Annotated in this window: 16 protein-coding genes; 7 read left to right on the top strand and 9 right to left on the bottom strand. The window is 41.7% G+C overall.

The annotated features are described in order from the left end of the window. Positions 1 to 89: 89 nt before the first annotated feature. Positions 90 to 1,244: a methionine aminotransferase gene (locus ACN6OV_RS09965; RefSeq protein ID WP_427952529.1), complete on the top strand. Its 1,155-nt coding sequence runs from the start codon at positions 90 to 92 to the stop codon at positions 1,242 to 1,244. Positions 1,245 to 1,380: 136 nt separating this feature from the next. Next, positions 1,381 to 2,748 carry an MATE family efflux transporter gene (locus tag ACN6OV_RS09960; RefSeq protein WP_427952527.1) on the top strand — a complete coding sequence of 456 codons (1,368 nt, stop codon included), beginning with the start codon at positions 1,381 to 1,383 and terminating at the stop codon, positions 2,746 to 2,748. Between the two features lie 159 nt (positions 2,749 to 2,907). Here ACN6OV_RS09960 and ACN6OV_RS09955 read toward each other — a convergent pair whose 3' ends face one another. Beyond that, complete coding sequence (locus ACN6OV_RS09955) at positions 2,908 to 3,738, bottom strand: SDR family NAD(P)-dependent oxidoreductase (RefSeq protein ID WP_427952525.1); 831 nt, start codon at positions 3,736 to 3,738, stop codon at positions 2,908 to 2,910. A gap of 219 nt (positions 3,739 to 3,957) precedes the next feature. On the opposite strand from ACN6OV_RS09955, the gene ACN6OV_RS09950 reads away from it, so the two are divergent. The 3 genes from ACN6OV_RS09950 (at position 3,958) to phoR (ending at position 6,988) form a co-directional block, all read left to right on the top strand. After that, entirely contained in the window at positions 3,958 to 4,665 is a 708-nt protein-coding gene (locus tag ACN6OV_RS09950) for a TetR/AcrR family transcriptional regulator (RefSeq protein WP_427952523.1), read from the top strand. A gap of 232 nt (positions 4,666 to 4,897) precedes the next feature. Beyond that, positions 4,898 to 5,608 (top strand): phosphate regulon transcriptional regulator PhoB, encoded by a 711-nt coding sequence (phoB, locus tag ACN6OV_RS09945; protein ID WP_427952521.1) that lies wholly within the window; start codon positions 4,898 to 4,900, stop codon positions 5,606 to 5,608. 21 nt (positions 5,609 to 5,629) lie between these two features. Then, positions 5,630 to 6,988 (top strand): phosphate regulon sensor histidine kinase PhoR, encoded by a 1,359-nt coding sequence (phoR, locus tag ACN6OV_RS09940; protein ID WP_427952519.1) that lies wholly within the window; start codon positions 5,630 to 5,632, stop codon positions 6,986 to 6,988. Between the two features lie 189 nt (positions 6,989 to 7,177). Here the strand turns inward: phoR and ACN6OV_RS09935 are convergent, their stop codons facing one another. Both ACN6OV_RS09935 and ACN6OV_RS09930 read right to left on the bottom strand, forming a co-directional pair. After that, complete coding sequence (locus ACN6OV_RS09935; protein ID WP_427952517.1) at positions 7,178 to 7,576, bottom strand: OsmC family protein; 399 nt, start codon at positions 7,574 to 7,576, stop codon at positions 7,178 to 7,180. A 109-nt stretch (positions 7,577 to 7,685) separates the two neighbouring features. Then, positions 7,686 to 8,633 (bottom strand): pirin family protein, encoded by a 948-nt coding sequence (locus tag ACN6OV_RS09930; RefSeq protein WP_427952515.1) that lies wholly within the window; start codon positions 8,631 to 8,633, stop codon positions 7,686 to 7,688. A 570-nt stretch (positions 8,634 to 9,203) separates the two neighbouring features. Here ACN6OV_RS09930 and ACN6OV_RS09925 point away from each other — a divergent pair. Beyond that, on the top strand, positions 9,204 to 10,538 hold the full coding sequence (locus tag ACN6OV_RS09925; protein ID WP_427952513.1) for a diguanylate cyclase: 1,335 nt from the start codon (positions 9,204 to 9,206) through the stop codon (positions 10,536 to 10,538). A gap of 247 nt (positions 10,539 to 10,785) precedes the next feature. Here the strand turns inward: ACN6OV_RS09925 and guaA are convergent, their stop codons facing one another. Continuing rightward, positions 10,786 to 12,354, bottom strand: a complete 1,569-nt coding sequence (guaA, locus tag ACN6OV_RS09920; RefSeq protein ID WP_427952511.1) for a glutamine-hydrolyzing GMP synthase — start codon at positions 12,352 to 12,354, stop codon at positions 10,786 to 10,788. Positions 12,355 to 12,582: 228 nt separating this feature from the next. Here guaA and ACN6OV_RS09915 point away from each other — a divergent pair, with 228 nt between their 5' ends. Further along, complete coding sequence (locus ACN6OV_RS09915; RefSeq protein WP_427952509.1) at positions 12,583 to 13,212, top strand: DedA family protein; 630 nt, start codon at positions 12,583 to 12,585, stop codon at positions 13,210 to 13,212. Positions 13,213 to 13,233: 21 nt separating this feature from the next. Here ACN6OV_RS09915 and ACN6OV_RS09910 read toward each other — a convergent pair whose 3' ends face one another. From ACN6OV_RS09910 to ACN6OV_RS09890, 5 genes are all read right to left on the bottom strand, one after another. Continuing rightward, the gene (locus ACN6OV_RS09910) at positions 13,234 to 13,827 is read right to left on the bottom strand and encodes a LysE family translocator (RefSeq protein ID WP_427952531.1); all 594 of its coding nucleotides are present in this window, start codon (positions 13,825 to 13,827) and stop codon (positions 13,234 to 13,236) included. A gap of 308 nt (positions 13,828 to 14,135) precedes the next feature. Continuing rightward, a complete protein-coding gene (locus ACN6OV_RS09905; RefSeq protein WP_427952507.1) occupies positions 14,136 to 14,537 on the bottom strand; it encodes a hypothetical protein in 402 nt (133 codons plus the stop codon). Between the two features lie 13 nt (positions 14,538 to 14,550). Further along, on the bottom strand, positions 14,551 to 15,387 hold the full coding sequence (locus ACN6OV_RS09900) for a ParA family protein (protein WP_427952505.1): 837 nt from the start codon (positions 15,385 to 15,387) through the stop codon (positions 14,551 to 14,553). Positions 15,388 to 15,453: 66 nt separating this feature from the next. Beyond that, positions 15,454 to 15,846 (bottom strand): SirB2 family protein, encoded by a 393-nt coding sequence (locus tag ACN6OV_RS09895; protein WP_427952503.1) that lies wholly within the window; start codon positions 15,844 to 15,846, stop codon positions 15,454 to 15,456. 8 nt (positions 15,847 to 15,854) lie between these two features. Continuing rightward, positions 15,855 to 16,166 carry a BolA family protein gene (locus ACN6OV_RS09890; RefSeq protein ID WP_427952501.1) on the bottom strand — a complete coding sequence of 104 codons (312 nt, stop codon included), beginning with the start codon at positions 16,164 to 16,166 and terminating at the stop codon, positions 15,855 to 15,857. Positions 16,167 to 16,452: the final 286 nt, after the last annotated feature.

The following is a 16,452-nucleotide window of genomic DNA, read 5'->3' as shown; positions in this document are numbered from 1 at the left end:
TCCATGTCGTATGGCTTACGCCAGTCGCTTATATCCTCGTGCTGAACCACGAGGTTTTACGCTCCAAGTGATAAAAATTCCAACCTTCCATGATCCAAATTGAATCAAAACTTCCTGCTCAAGGCGTGACGATTTTTAGCGTCATGAGTGCGATGGCACAGCGCCTAAATGCCCTGAATCTTTCTCAAGGTTTTCCTGATTTTCCTGCACCACCAGCGTTACTTGATGCACTGTGTCAGGCCACGCAGCATGGGTTTAATCAATATGCGCCCGGTGATGGCCTACTCAGTTTACGTGAGCAATTGGTTAAGCTCTTTGTGCAGCGCGATCAAATTCCCATTGATCCTTTGACTGAAGTAACGATCACACCCGGTGCAACCATTGGGATTTTCAGCGCGATTCAGGCGGTGGTTCAGGCTGGTGATGAAGTGATTATTTTTGATCCCAGTTATGATAGTTATGCGCCAAGTGTGAAATTGGTCGGTGCAAAACCGATCCATATTCCGCTCAATTCAACAACGTTTGCGGTGGACTGGAATCGGGTAGAACAGGTCATCAATGAAAAAACCCGCATGGTCATTGTCAATACACCACACAACCCAAGCGGTGCAGTGTGGAGCCGTGAAGATTGGTTGACGTTAATTCAACTGATTCAAAATAAAAATACTGTGGTGCTGTCGGATGAAGTCTATGAACATCTGATTTATGACGGTCGCCAGCATCTTTCTGCACTGTCTTTTCCGGAACTACGTGAACGTAGTTTTGTGGTCGGCTCTTTTGGTAAAACTTTTCATGTCACTGGCTGGAAAACCGGTTATTGCATTGCAGCACCTGCCTTGATGCAAGTGTTCCGTCAGATTTATCAGTTTGCCAATTTTTGTGGCGTGACTCCGGTACAAGTGGCTTTGGCTAATTTTATGACCGAGCATCCAGAACATATTGCAGAACTTTCAGCATTTTACCAAGCCAAACGTGACCGCTTTCATCAAGGTATTTCTCAGTCTCGGTTTGGCGTGATTCCTTCTGCCGGCACCTATTTTCAAAATCTCGATTATCGTCATATTCGCCCTGATTTAAACGATGTCGATATGTGCCAACTCCTCGCAGAACAGCATAAAATTGTCGCGATTCCAGTTTCGGTGTTTTATCAAGATCCACCAAAAGATTTACGTTTATTACGTTTTTGTTTTGCCAAACAAGATACAACGCTAGATCGTGCTGCTGAAATTTTATCGGCAGTCTAAATCTTCGGAATTTCAGACCATTCGTGTAGAAAAAATGAAGCCTTAGTTACTTAAAAACTCAGGCTTTTTTATCTCTAAGCATGCTAGTGTTAGCAAGAGCCGAAAATGATAAAAATATCACCTACAGGATATTCTGATGTCGAAGCAGCAATCTCTCATTACGCAACAAAATCTCTGGAAAACCTTCTTGGTTTTTCTGTTGCCGTTGATTGCGACCAATATTTTACAAAACTTATCGGGGACGATTAACACGGTATTTGTCGGCCAAATGTTGGGGGTACATGCGATTGCGGCTGTGGCGGTATTTTTTCCGATTTTGTTCTGTCTCATGGCTTTTGTGATTGGTTTATCGGCAGGCGCAACGGTACTGGTTGGACAAGCATGGGGCGCTCAGAACCTTGAAAAAGTCCGTACCGTCGTCGGTTCCACCTTATTTATGACCCTGATTGGCGGAAGCGTGATTGCCTTTTTAGGAGTGATCTTTGCCAAGCCGATTTTATTGGCGCTCGGTACCGGCCCTGAGGTGATGCACTTATCTTTGCCTTATGTACAATGGATGCTTGCAGGAAGTCCGCTATTATTTATCTATATTATTTACACTTCGATTCTGCGTGGTGTCGGCGATAGTACCACCCCACTGATTGCGTCAGGCATGACCATTGGGACAGGGCTGATCATCACTCCGATTTTGATTGCAGGAAAATTTGGTTTTCCACAAATGGGGATTATCGCTCCAGCAATTGCCACCCATATCGGTTTCTGCATCGCTTTAATTTTCCTGTATTTTTATTTAAATAAGAAAAATCATCCCCTAAAACCTGATCTTGAATTACTGCGTCATATTCGGCATCAGCATGATTTGAGTAAAATTATTTTACGACTCGGCATCCCAACAGGAATCCAGATGGTGACCACCTCGGTTGCAGGTTTGGTGATTGTCGGTTTGGTCAATCGTCATGGCGCCGATGCCACAGCGGCTTATGGTGCAGTCAATCAGGTCTTGAACTATATACAATTTCCAGCATTATCGATTGCCATTGCAGCCTCTATTTTTGCAGCACAAGCGATTGGTGCAGGAAAGTCTGAGTTATTGAATAAAGTGAAACGTACCGCTTTAGGTATGAATATCATGATTACCGGAACATTGGTCGCTTTGGGTTATCTGTTCTCGAAATATTTAATGGCATTATTTATTACCGATCCCAACGTGGTGATGCTAGGTCAAGAGCTACTGTTTATTGTGTTGTGGTCAATTCTATTCTTCGGTGCAAGTGCAATTTTTGCTTCGATTATGCGGGCCAGTGGTACCGTAACTGTACCAATGATGATCAACATTTTCGCCATTCTACTGATTGAAGTCCCTTGTGCCTATTTATTTAGCGAATGGTGGGGCTTAAAAGGTATTTGGTATGCTTATGCTTTGGCTTTTGTCAGCCTCTGTGTCTTGCAAGGGCTGTACTATCAGTTTGTGTGGAAAAAGAAAGCCATCAAAGCCTTGTTATAGACAGCGACAATACTTGGCTGATCATTTTTTGGAACTGTTCATCGCAATAAACGCATAGGTTTTAAATCACATAGCGATACAAACCACATCATTTCTGAGTTTTTATGTTGCATAAAAAAGCCCGCGATCTGCGGGCTTTGGACTTAAAAAATTGAGATATTACTGACCAAATTTTGTCGCCATCGCTGTCAGCTTTTGATAGCCTGTTGGCAAGAAGCGTTGAATTAAATCAATAACTTTCGCATCATTCCCAATCAAAAGACGACGTTTGTCTTTTTGCACCGCCTCAATAATTTGACGTGCAGCTTCCTCTGGTGGGCAACGCAGAAATTTATTAAAAGACTGTGCTGATTTCTGTGGATTCATACCCAAGCTTTTCAAGCTGTCATTCATTTTTGCAGCATTGGCAATATTGGTACGAATGCCACCCGGATGAACACACAGCGCACTCACGCCACAGTTTTCAATGTCGAGTTCTTGACGTAAAGATTCAGTAAAACCACGCACGGCAAATTTGGTCGCATTATAAGCCGACTGTGTTGGCTGCGCCGTTAAACCAAACAAACTGGAAATATTAATAATATGCCCTTCACCACTTTGCTTAATGTATGGCAAAAATTCTTTGGTACCATACACTACACCCCAGAAGTTAATATTGACAATCCATTCCAGTTCTTCGTAGCTTGCACCTTCCACCGTCGTGCCCAAAGCCACCCCGGCATTGTTAAAGATCATGTTCACTGAACCATGATCTTTGACTGTTTGCGCTGCCCAAGCTTTCATAGCCGCAAGATCAGATACATCGAGTTTCTGTGTAGTCACACGGACATTCTGTGCTTTGACTAAGTCTGCTGTAGCAGCCAGACCTTGTTCATTGACATCGCTCAGCGACAGATGACACCCCTGTTTTGCCAATAATACCGCCAATTGCTGACCGATCCCCGAACCCGCACCAGTAATGGCAGCCACTTTATTTTTGAAATTTTTCATGCTGATTCCTTTTTCTTTATGCTGCCCATCGCATCTGGATTGTGATCAAAAACGCAAAGATGTGCAGTGCTTGGCATTAATATAGTTTTGACAATTTATATTGTCAATGTCATCTTAGGACGGATGATATGTCACATTGAACAAGGTTTAAACATAGGTTTGGGCTGAATTTATTGCTAAGATAGCCACACATTCTGACTGATTTCAGCGTATATTTTCATGACCGATGCAACTCCCTCTACAGAACAACAACAGGCCAAAAATGTGAAAGAACGTCAATTTAAAGGACTTTCACTCAGCGAGCGCAAGCAGGCGCGCCGTGAAAAACTGATTGAAGCTGGGATTGAAGCCTATGGGAGTCATGGTTTTTTCTCTGTGACAGTGAAAGATATTTGTCAAGAAGCAAAACTGACTGAGCGCTATTTCTATGAATCTTTTAAGAAAAGTGAACAGCTATTTCAAACCATTTTTTTAAAACTGATTGATGAGTTACAGCAAAATGTCATGCAAGCCATTATGCAGGCATCGACTGATCCGAAAAAAATGATTGAAGCCGGTTTGATTGCCCTCCTGATGACTTTAAAAAATAATCCCCGTATGGCACGGATTATTTATATTGATGCCATGCTGGTTCAGGAGCTACATAATCAGGCCACTATTCATGAAACCATGTCACGCTTCGACCGTATGATTCATGCCTTTGTTATGTTGATGATGCCGAATATTGACCGTTCTGAGCGTGAAATTTCGATGATTGCCACTGGATTAAATGGTTACGTTACTCAAATCGCCATTCGTTGGGTCATGAGTGACTATAAACAACCGATGGAAGAAGTGCTGTCTTCCTGTAGCGCGGTATTTTTGGCATTGCTCGAAGTGTTTTCTAAAAAAGCACCTCAGCAAGCTCAAAATGAGCGCAAAAAATAAAGAATTGAGCGCATAAGATGACATTTACATTTCTGCATAAACATTTTTGTATGACGACCCAATGATGCAAAACCCGTATTCTTGCAGCTTTGCGCCCTTAATTTGTCACAATTTCTTTCTAAAGCACAGTGAAAGACCACTTTTGCAATGATACTGTCATAATTAATCTTTGTAATAAGCCTGTCATAAATATAAAACGGTCCACCGTTTACATGAAATAGGGTATTGCGCTGTGAAAGATGACTATATTTTAATCGTCGACGACGAACTCCCGATTCGGGAAATGATCCACACTTCGCTGGATATGGCTGGTTTTCAATGTCAGCAAGCGGAAGATGCGAAACAAGCACATCAAATGATTGTGGACCAGCGCCCTGCCTTGGTATTACTTGATTGGATGATGCCCGGTGGTGTGAGCGGTGTCGATTTATGTCGCCGTTTAAAACGAGACGAAAACCTTTCTGAAATTCCAGTGATCATGTTGACTGCTCGCGGAGAAGAAGACCACAAAGTGCAAGGTCTCGACGCTGGGGCAGATGACTACATGACCAAACCTTTTTCCACCCGTGAGTTGGTGTCTCGAATTAAAGCGGTACTGCGCCGTTCTAATGCCTTAGGTGGTGAAAAGACCATCGATGCCAATGGCTTAGTCCTTGATCCTGTTAGTCAACGCGTTAGCTTTGAAAATTCTATTTTGGAAATGGGTCCAACAGAATACCGTCTGTTAGCCTTTTTCATGACGCATCCTGAACGGGCTTATACGCGCGCACAATTACTTGATCAAGTTTGGGGCGGAAACGTGTATATTGAAGACCGCACCATTGATGTACATATTCGTCGTTTGCGTAAAGTGTTAGAACCTTTTAATGCTGACCGCTATGTACAAACCGTTCGAGGTACAGGTTACCGTTTCTCGACCCGTGCAGATGCCGTATTGGGTTAATTATTAGGTCTTTAATTTTATATGTACGAACCTTATCCCGTCCCTGAACTTGCCAATGAACACCAAAAGTTCCGTTACAGCAGTTTATGGACCTTTGCCAAGCAGGATTTAAGACTGTTAGCGTTTTTCCTGCTCATTGCGGCATTGATTGGTTTTGGGATTGGATATTTATGGATCTGCATTTTTATTGCCTGTGCGGTATTTTTTGCCCTGCAGCTGCGTTCCCTGTATTTGGTGAATGAATGGATTTCGAACCGACCTTACGATGTTCCGCCAAATCTTGATGGTATTTGGGGCGCATTACTGTTCAATGTCTACCGTGCACAGCGTCAAGAACGGATTGTGCAAGCCGAAATGGTGGGTCTCATCGACCGAGCTCAATCCTCTTTGGTGGCCTTGGCCGAAGCGGTGGTATTAATTGACGAATTACATCAAATTGAATGGTGGAATCCTGCCGCTGAAAAACTCCTCGGAATTCAACAATTAGATCAGGGCCGCAACATTTTGAGTATTTTGCGTCAGCCCAATTTTATTGAGTATTTTAACAATATTGATTTGGCGCCCGATGGCTTAAAAATGAAATCCTCTGTGCTCGAAGACCATTATGTTCAAGTCAAACTGACTCGTTTTGGTCGTGAAAGTCATTTACTGGTCGCGTATGATGTCACCCGTATGCACAACCTTGAACAAATGCGTAAAGACTTTGTGGACAATATTTCACATGAATTACGCACCCCATTGACGGTACTCAGCGGTTATATCGAAACCTTTACCGACCAAGAAGACCTGAATCCGCGTTGGAAACGTGCCTTTGACCAAATGCAGTCACAAACACGGCGTATGAATGCTTTGGTGAATGATTTATTGTTGTTATCCCGTTTAGAAAATGACAAAAAAGTCGCTAAAAATCAGATCATTGAAATGCCAAGTCTGATGAACCAACTGTATGATGATGCACATGCCTACAATGTCGATTATGGCCATACGCTAAATTTGGAAATTGACAGCCATTGCGACTTGATTGGTTCAGATATGGAATTGGCCAGTGCCTTTAGCAACTTGATTACCAATGCGATTAAATACACCCCGAAAGGTGGAACCGTGACCATCGGCTGGCATGATGATGGAACGCATGGCTACTTTACCGTTGAAGACACTGGCATCGGGATTGACCCGAAACATTTACCTCGACTGACTGAACGTTTTTATCGTGTTGATAGTGCACGTAGCCGCCAAACGGGTGGAACAGGTTTAGGTCTGGCAATTGTAAAACATGTGTTGATGCAACATCAGGCCTATTTAGAAGTGGAGTCTAAAGAGAATCGTGGCTCGATCTTTAAAGTGGTTTTCCCGAAAGAACGCCTCTATCACGTCAGCTAAGTTGTGTTCATTTCACCCAATACTGTGTTTTAAGTTCTTATTCCTTCTGAATTGAGAAATACTTTAATCTCACAGATTTTATTCTTTTCTATTTTCAAAGTGATTCAGTTTTATAGGGCACTGACCGTGCTCTGGTTTTTAATGGTATTACCTACACCTCAAAACCAGAATTTTTATAACTTTTTCTGTTTAAACCAGTACGGTCTTGATCTCTACACTACGCAATAACGTTTTGGTCACTGGGGTTTTTTCACAAATCGCGAGGACTTTTTGCTGTAATTCAGCCTCCAAAGGTGTTTGAAAATGCAAACGTCGTTCCATCCACTCTTCCCCTTCACGATTGGCACAAAACTCCGCTTCGACACTGAACTCACCAAAATTGATGTGCTTATGCGCTGCATACATCCGCAAAGTGATCATGCTACAAGAAATGAGCGCTGAGCAGAGTAAATCATAAGGTGCAGGACCAAGGTCTCCACCACCAAAGGATTCTGGTTTATCGGTGATGAGCTGATGTTTGCCCGTTTGGATGTCACCTGACCAAGATGCTGTACGTGTTTGGACTTTCGCAGTAGCGACAATACCCATTTTAAAATTTCCTTTTATTGTTTTATGCCTTGCGTACTTAAAATCCTCAAGTACGCAGTATTTCAATTTCACGTTGATTGAAACAAAAGCATAGAGATGTGCTTAAAAATTAACGTGATGGACGCATTTTTTCTGGGAACGTCGGCGCCTCTAATCGTGGCCCTTCATAATCAGGAATTGAACCAAAACGCTCGTCCTGATTAATCCATTGTTCACGTGCAATGCGTAGCTCTTCTTGGCTACGTCCAACAAAGTTCCACCACAATAAAATTGGTGACTCAAATGGCTCACCTCCCAGCAGTAAGACTCGGCTCCCCGCATGAATATCAACTTTGACTTGCGTCAGCCCCGGCTCTAATACCACCATATTATCGTCATTCAGCTCATGCCCATTGACCGTTGCTGTGCCTTCTAAAACCATAAAGCCATATTCGAATTTAGGATTCAACGGTAAGATTGAGCTACAACTTTCTGTTGCAGATAAATCAATCCCCAATAATTCACTGTGAACTTGCACGGGTGAACGTGTTGCTAAAAACTCACCGACCAATACCGTAAAATCAATGCCATCTTGGCTGACCACGGGCAATTCTGGGTAATGATCAAATTGTGGCGCCATATTAATTTTGTCATCTGGCAGTGCAATCCACAGCTGAGCGGCATGCATTTGTGTCTCGGTTTCAGGCGCAACTTCAGTATGGGAAATACCGTAACCCGCTGTCATCAAATTCACCTGTTTTGGCTGAATTAACTGATGCGTTCCCAGACTATCGGTATGCATCATGGTGCCATCAATCATCCACGTAAAAGTCTGCAACCCCATATGCGGATGTGGGCCAACATCCAGACCATCGCCTTGTGGAAAATGCACAGGGCCAGCATGATCAAGGAAGCACCATGCACCAATCATACGTTTATGGCGACTCGGTAAAGCACGTTTAATGACCGTACCTTGACCAATCTCTGCACTACGCAGCGGAAATTCCTGAATAAACTGGTTGATGTATTTTTCGCAATCGTCTGAATAGGATAATTCTGTGTAATTGGTGTTGGTCATATCACTTCCCTAAATTTGGCTAACCCGATTTTACGCGGCTATTGCTGTCAATTTTTTCCATTATATCCGCATATTTTTAATCATCTTAGGCTGTAATTAATACGCTGAATCACAGCAATAGAACAATAACTTTTTTGTTGCCTAATATGACATATCTCATTCATCAAAGCACATGGAGGATGCATAAGTTGAATACGGTTTTTCTAGTCGCCGATTTCGCAGTTTTAGGTCATATATATCCATAAAAATACGTTGTACTGAGCCTGCTTTATAGCAAAAAAATACCTGTGAAATTCAAAAATGGCTGAATTCTGGCAAAAAATTGTGAACGATAATCGTGTGATTCACTTGATAGCTTATGTGCTTTATCAAATAAAAGCTGCTAAATAATTTAATTTCAATATATAAAACAGCATGTTAAAAACATATCTCGTAACATTCATTTAATGCTTTTTAACGCTTAATTCTCAATATACCTATTTTCAGGTAGATCATTCTGACGACTTTTTATCCATAATTTTTTTAAGCGTATTTTGTTACTGGAGAAAGGTCATGTCGGTTGATGTGCGAATGAGTTCCCGAACTGATTCGTCTGTTCACAAGGATGTTGAAAATCAATCACATATGTTGAAGTTGTCTGAATGTGATCTTGCAAATCGTGTTGAGATTGAACAAGCACTTGCAGACCCTTATGCGCGTATCCCCACCCAGTTTAGAAGTTATTTTCTAAAGCATCAGTATACGCATCAACTGCCTTATCTACGCCAAGTCAATTACATTGCGCAAATTACCTTTCTGCTGTACTTCTTCGCCGATATGCTAATCATTCCTGACATGTTTTTTTGGTCAGGTCTGTCTCGTGTAACAATGATTATCATTGCATTAGTCGTTTGTTTTTATTTATTTAGAAACAAACAAGACATCCGCATCTTAGACATGATTTTACCGATTGGAACGGTCTGCTGCACAGCGATCTGGATTGGTTTATTGTTGGCATCAAATAGCCCATTGGTCAGTTCCTATATTTATGGTGCAGCGATTTTTATCTTGATCGCCAATATTTCGGTGCAAACGCAATTTAAACCTGCGCTTTATTGTTCAGGTTTCATTACTCTTCTGGTCTATTTTGCGGTAATACACATCTTGGCTTGGCAACAGGCGCTGATTTTTGTGGTGGTTTCTATCCCTGTTTGGATGATCAGCCTACACATGAGTTGGAATAATACACTCAATGCACGTCGGTATTTTTTACGCACCTTGTTAGATGACTGGAATATGCATACGCTTAAAAATCTAGCACATACAGATGAATTAACTCAACTCTATAACCGCCGTCAGTTTGTTCAGTTGGCAGAACATCGCATTCATGAATGGCCAACGCCCGCAAGTACTTGCTTACTGATGTTTGATGTCGATCATTTTAAAAAGATCAATGATAGTTATGGGCATGATGTGGGCGACCAAGTCTTACAACTGATTGCTGAAACAACGCGTAAAGAAATGCGCCACAAAGATGTGTTGGCACGTTTTGGTGGCGAAGAATTTATTGTGCTACTTTCTGAGACACAGATTCAGGATGCTATGCTGATTGCGGAACGGATTCGCTTAAGTATTCAAAAACAAATGTTACTTGATCACTCGCATCATCAAATTCACTTCACCGTATCGATTGGAGTCTCCCAGTTAAAATCACATACGCAAAATTTAAATGAATTGATTAAACAAGCCGATATTGCGCTTTATCGGGCGAAAGAAAATGGGCGAAATCGTGTTGAGCGTTATGATCCAACGATGAAACCAAAAAGGAAAACCACCAAAGCATGGAAGTCATTTACACATAAAACTAAAGGTGAATCAAAACTCGAAAATCAAAATGATCCATCATGGTCGATTGTTTATAAATAAAATATTTAGACAATAAAAAAGAGCGCAAAAGCGCTCTTTTTTTGAATAATTCTACATGCCCAAACGGCCACGCGCATATTGCGCAAAACTGGCCAAACAACTGTACTACTTGAAATCCCAGTCTGGCGCAGGCATAGCCTTTGCCGTAATTTAGGCAAGAAGCTTGGCTTCTTAAAATCCCAAACTGCCGCAAGCGTAGCTCTTGGCGTAATTTAGGCGGACAGCAGTGCTGTCCGAAATCCCTAAATTACTCCCATTCAATCGTAGCTGGTGGCTTAGATGACACGTCATAAACTACACGAGAAACTTCTGCAATTTCGTTCATGATACGAGTCGAAATTTTATCTACAAGATCATAAGGAAGGTGTGCAAAACGTGCAGTCATAAAATCCACAGTTTCAACAGCACGCAGTGCAATGACCCATGCATAACGGCGACCATCACCGACTACACCTACAGATTTCACTGGTTGGAACACTGCAAATGCTTGCGCAGTTTTGTCATACCAACCGCTTGCGCGAAGTTCTTGCATAAAGATGTCATCTGCTAGACGAAGGATGTCTGCATATTCTTTTTTCACTTCACCCAAAATACGTACACCTAGACCCGGACCTGGGAATGGATGACGGTAAAGCATTTCGTGCGGAAGACCTAAAGTTGTACCTAAACGGCGTACTTCATCTTTAAACAAGTCACGGATTGGCTCAACCAATTCAAACGCTAAATCTTCTGGTAAACCACCCACATTGTGGTGTGATTTAATCACGTGTGCTTTACCTTGTTTACTTGCCGCAGACTCAATCACGTCTGGGTAAATCGTACCTTGAGCAAGGAAGTTTACGCCATCTAATTTACGTGCTTCTTCAGCAAACACTTCAATGAATTCACGGCCGATGATTTTACGTTTTTTCTCAGGATCAACTTCACCTGCAAGCGCAGTGAGGAAACGATTTTCAGCGTCAGCACGGATTACACGGATCCCCATGTTTTTCGCAAACATATCCATCACTTGCTCACCTTCGTTCAAACGAAGTAAGCCGTTATCAACAAATACGCACGTCAATTGATCACCGATTGCACGGTGTAAAAGCGCTGCAACAACTGATGAATCGACACCGCCAGAAAGACCAAGCAATACTTTTTCATCACCGATTTGTTCACGTAATTGTTGTACGCGAAGATCGATAATATTTTCAGAGTTCCACAAGTTACGGCAACCACATACGCCGTGAACAAAGTTAGACAGTAATTCAGCACCTTTTGCAGTGTGTGTTACTTCTGGGTGGAACTGAATACCGTAGAAACGACGTTTCTCATCAGACACCATTGCCACTGGACAGCTTGGTGTGCTTGCGGTGATTTGGAAACCTTCTGGAATTTGAGTCACTTTATCGCCATGACTCATCCAAACTTTTAACTGATCTTTAGTATCTTCAAGGTCACCAATTAAAGCATCACGAACTTTAATATCAACTTCTGCATAACCAAATTCATGTACAGTACCCGGCGCTACTTTACCACCAAGTTGTTCTGACATGGTTTGTAGACCATAGCAAATCCCTAAAACAGGTACACCGAGTTCAAATACAATTTGCGGTGCGCGTGGACTACCTTCTTCATGAACACTTTCTGGACCACCTGAAAGAATGATCCCGTTTGGGTTAAATGCACGAATGTCTTCTTCAGACATATCAAATGCGTACATTTCTGAATAAACACCAGCTTCACGTACACGACGTGCAATAAGCTGGCTATATTGAGAACCGAAATCCAAAATCAGGATACGGTCTTCAGTAATTTGGGTATTGGTAGTCATGGCAAACAACTATGCAGGCAACGAATATAAGCGCGGTATTCTAGCATTTTTCTTGGGCTTTCGCACACTATTCGGACAGGGCCCAAAACCAACGCATTATCAGACGATTTATCCATATCCATCATCCCATATACGCCACGATCATTTTGGAAATTAATTACGTTTTTATACTGACTTTAATGACATGGGCTGATAGCATCTGAGCACCTTTTTACGCATTTAAGACTCATGGAACTGATTGATTTTATATTACATGTTGATGAACATTTACTCGAGTTCATTACCAATTATGGCGTATGGATTTATGCAATTCTGTTCCTGATTATTTTTGTAGAAACCGGTTTAGTGGTAATGCCTTTTCTTCCCGGTGATAGCCTACTCTTTGCCGCGGGTGCATTGGCTGCATCGACAGGCGCAATGAATCCTTGGGTATTGGTGATTTTGCTGTTCATTGCCGCTGTTTTAGGCGACACCTTGAATTACCACATTGGTAAATATATCGGGCCACGTGTGTTTGAAATCGAATCGCGCTTTATTAATCGTCAGCATCTCGTCAACACACAAAAATTCTTTGAAAAACATGGTGGTAAAACCATTATTTTTGCACGCTTTATTCCTTTTGCTCGTACCTTTGCACCTTTTGTCGCGGGTGCAGGCAGCATGAATTATAAGTTTTTTCTGACTTATAATATGATTGGTGCGATTTGCTGGGTCGGCTCATTTATTGCCTTGGGCTATTTATTTGGCAACATGCCGATTGTAAAAGATAATTTTACCCATCTGATTTTCGGCATTATTATCATCAGTGTCTTGCCGGGTATCATTGGCTTTATTCGTGCCAAGCTGAAAAAGTCATAAATTATAAGTGGTAATTTGAATTTAAGAGAAAAACCGGAATACCACTGGAAACATACATAGAATCAAAATTAAAGCCGATCCTTTACACAAGAGGTCGGCTTTAATTTTTGGGATCTTCCCCGATAAAATGGCGCGACCAAAAGACATCCACAATAAGGCAACTGGGAATAGCACCAAGCTAAATGTAGCAAAAACAGAGACAAAGTTCAGCGGTGTTTCCCAAGCTTCATAGGGAAAAATTCCTGCCGCAAACAAGAGTGCTTTGGGATTTTTTAATGACGCGATAAAGAGTTCACGCGGTTGAATCGAAGGGTGTTTTTGATTGTACTGCTGCAAATGCGTAGACTTCCACAAATGAAAAGCTAACCACAGCACATAGACAATACTAAGAAAATGTAGGAGATGAATCAGGTTTGGCCATACCGGCGCACTTAAATGAATAATCAGCGCCCACAAATTAATGGCATAAAAATACCCCAATAATTCGGCAGGAATCAGCTTCGCGGTTTGCGCAATGCCTTGTTGGTGTGCAGAGCTCGCCAATAATGCATTGGATGGACCCGGAATCATCAGCACCGCCATCATCGCAAATACAAATAGCCAACTCTCAATCATATAAACCTGTTCAACTTTATTAAAGCGCACACCTTATCCGAAAATAATTTGTAAAAACAAGTACGCTTGAGGTCAGATAAAAATTTAATCCTCCTGCAATAGATCATTGAGCATCAATGTCTTAGCTCGACTTCATGCTAATAAATTAGCGCTTCTATTTTTATTTTTCAGAGACTTAGATCTTTAAAATGATGACAGTTTGATGACCAATATATTAAAAAAATGTCAGCACACCCTTGGTCTGCTGACATTTTTTATTACATTTTTCTTAGGCAGGTTGCTCTAGCTACTGCTTAAATAATATTCACTTATTTTGCTTGCGTTGCCGAATTTGCTCTGACAATAATTGGGCAGCCTTTGAATTTTGCCGCTTGAACAATTGCCTCTTGCTCACCTAAAACACGGGCAAGTTCAGTACGTTTGGTATTTGAAGATTGTCCCATATTGACTGAAATACTCGGACCAATGCCCCAACCGCCACGACTACCCCAGCCACCACCAAGCCCCACACCAACCCCCATACCAGTACGTTTTGGAGTTTCCACACCATTTTCAATATACTGATGGATACGGTTATATTCACTTTGTAATTGCTGACAGCTTAAAGACTGATACTGAGTCGGTGAAACATATGCAGGTTTTGGTGTGCTGGCACATGCGCCCAGTAAAAGCGTACTGAGGGCAACGAGACCCATTTGATATGTTTTCATAAATTTCTCGATACTACTTTTGCTCAATTTCATTGAACAATGATTGATAGGCTTGCGTCAATTTATGATCTGCAGCCAAATGGATTAACGGTAAATTTTTATGATGCGATTCTTTCATCAATACCGACGGTGGCAGCATACTTTCTAACACCGGCAAGCCTTCGTCTTTCAACTGTTGCACCACTTCACGCGGCAGTTTGGCTTGGGCTTGAAACTGATTGACCACAATGCCTTCAATTTCGAGACGGTCATTATGATCGTCCTGCGTTTCCAGTACATTTTCAATCAAGGTCTGTAAGGCACGTTTAGAAAACACATCACAGTCAAATGGAATAAGTACGCGATTGGCCGCAATCAAGGCAGAAAGCGTAAAGAAATTAAAAGCAGGTGGCGTATCGATAAAAATACGATCATACTGCCCCATCATCTGCTGCAAGGCATCACGTAATTTATAAATTTTATGTTTAGATTCCAACGCATGCGCCAAAGCGCCTAAATTCGGACTAGCAGGAATCACATCTAAGTTTTTAAAGGGTGAAGCATGGACATAACTTTCCAGACCCTTACTACGATTTTTAAGAATCGAACCAATGGCATTACCCAATAGCCCTTTACTTTGCTGAGTCCCCAACACCTCTTCAAAATAGTTTTCAATATTTGGTTCTAACGCAGGTTTATCGGCAGAATACGTTGCATCATCCCCCAACAAATATTGGCTTGAATTGGCCTGTGGATCGAGATCGATCACTAAGGTTTTCAAGCCTTGATGTGCACTCATTGCCGCAAGATTCACGGTAATACTCGATTTACCAACACCACCTTTTTGGTTAAACACTACACGCGTTTGCATTCAAAACCCTCTAATCTTTGTATTTTTCTACTCAGGCCCTGAAAAGTGGCCAGTTGGATAAATGCGTTATCCAAAAACTGGTTTGATTATAACCAATGTCATGATGAAAATAAGCGCAACTGTTGCAATAAATAAACCGGCACGGCGCTGGCCTAGCAAAATACTGTCGTCTTTTTTATAAGCTTTAGATAAAGAAGATAATAAAACTAAAAACAGGACAATTTTGGCATAGAACCATGGCTGTACATCAAAGTTTTTCATATACAACAGAATCAGGCCTGTAAGCGCAATCAGCGTCATCGAACCATGTTGTAAAGCCACAAATAATTTACGCCCCTTCGGGTTGGGTAAATTGCCTTCTGTACCTTTAAACAAAGTCAACGCACGAATCAAAATGGCGAAGCAACCAAGTGCAACGCCACACATATGAATAATTTTAATCAGTAATTGAGTTTCCATGGGTCACCTTATGACGATTTAGGTGCATGGGCACATTCAGGGCTTGATGTATCTTGGCCTTTCCATTCTTCAGGTAAAAATGCATGGATTGCTAAGGCATGAATTTGGCCTGGGCTAAGTAAATCGCCAGCAACGGCATACACTTTTTGGTGACGTTGCACTAAACGCAAGCCTGTAAATGCGTCACTAACAATCACCGCTTTAAAATGTGATTCTTTACCCGGGAAATAGCCGCCATGCCCTGCAGACTCATTGACCACTTCCAAATGAGTTGGCGCTAAAGTTTGTAAACGCTCGATTAATTGCTGTTCTAGACTCAAAATACTTCTCCCAAATCAAAAAACTTCACTTGCGTTTAGTATAACTGGTAATTGCCCAAGTTCCTGTGTCTCAGTCAGGTTTAAATACGCAGGATTCACTTTCAAATGGCTTATTTTCAGGGAATTGGACAGAATTAATTCGAATATTTAATGAAATTGTTTTTATTTTATGCAAACAGTACACAGATTTTCATAAAGTGATTGACCTAAAAAATCCTTAATGTATTATACGTGGCTATGCGGGAATAGCTCAGTTGGTAGAGCATAACCTTGCCAAGGTTGGGGT

Origin of the sequence: Acinetobacter sp., assembly GCF_050285345.1 — a bacterium.
Lineage (GTDB): Bacteria > Pseudomonadota > Gammaproteobacteria > Pseudomonadales > Moraxellaceae > Acinetobacter.
This window is presented reverse-complemented; position numbering and strand designations above follow the sequence as displayed.

What these genes read in the sequence shown, in the direction of transcription:
- ACN6OV_RS09965 (WP_427952529.1), top strand. Translation starts at nt 90, where the DNA reads ATGATCCAAATTGAATCAAAACTTCCTGCTCAAGGCGTGACGATTTTT.
- ACN6OV_RS09960 (WP_427952527.1), top strand. Translation starts at nt 1,381, where the DNA reads ATGTCGAAGCAGCAATCTCTCATTACGCAACAAAATCTCTGGAAAACC.
- ACN6OV_RS09955 (WP_427952525.1), bottom strand. Translation starts at nt 3,738, where the DNA reads ATGAAAAATTTCAAAAATAAAGTGGCTGCCATTACTGGTGCGGGTTCG.
- ACN6OV_RS09950 (WP_427952523.1), top strand. Translation starts at nt 3,958, where the DNA reads ATGACCGATGCAACTCCCTCTACAGAACAACAACAGGCCAAAAATGTG.
- phoR (WP_427952519.1), top strand. Translation starts at nt 5,630, where the DNA reads ATGTACGAACCTTATCCCGTCCCTGAACTTGCCAATGAACACCAAAAG.
- ACN6OV_RS09935 (WP_427952517.1), bottom strand. Translation starts at nt 7,576, where the DNA reads ATGGGTATTGTCGCTACTGCGAAAGTCCAAACACGTACAGCATCTTGG.
- ACN6OV_RS09930 (WP_427952515.1), bottom strand. Translation starts at nt 8,633, where the DNA reads ATGACCAACACCAATTACACAGAATTATCCTATTCAGACGATTGCGAA.
- ACN6OV_RS09925 (WP_427952513.1), top strand. Translation starts at nt 9,204, where the DNA reads ATGAGTTCCCGAACTGATTCGTCTGTTCACAAGGATGTTGAAAATCAA.
- guaA (WP_427952511.1), bottom strand. Translation starts at nt 12,354, where the DNA reads ATGACTACCAATACCCAAATTACTGAAGACCGTATCCTGATTTTGGAT.
- ACN6OV_RS09915 (WP_427952509.1), top strand. Translation starts at nt 12,583, where the DNA reads ATGGAACTGATTGATTTTATATTACATGTTGATGAACATTTACTCGAG.
- ACN6OV_RS09910 (WP_427952531.1), bottom strand. Translation starts at nt 13,827, where the DNA reads ATGATTGAGAGTTGGCTATTTGTATTTGCGATGATGGCGGTGCTGATG.
- ACN6OV_RS09905 (WP_427952507.1), bottom strand. Translation starts at nt 14,537, where the DNA reads ATGAAAACATATCAAATGGGTCTCGTTGCCCTCAGTACGCTTTTACTG.
- ACN6OV_RS09900 (WP_427952505.1), bottom strand. Translation starts at nt 15,387, where the DNA reads ATGCAAACGCGTGTAGTGTTTAACCAAAAAGGTGGTGTTGGTAAATCG.
- ACN6OV_RS09895 (WP_427952503.1), bottom strand. Translation starts at nt 15,846, where the DNA reads ATGGAAACTCAATTACTGATTAAAATTATTCATATGTGTGGCGTTGCA.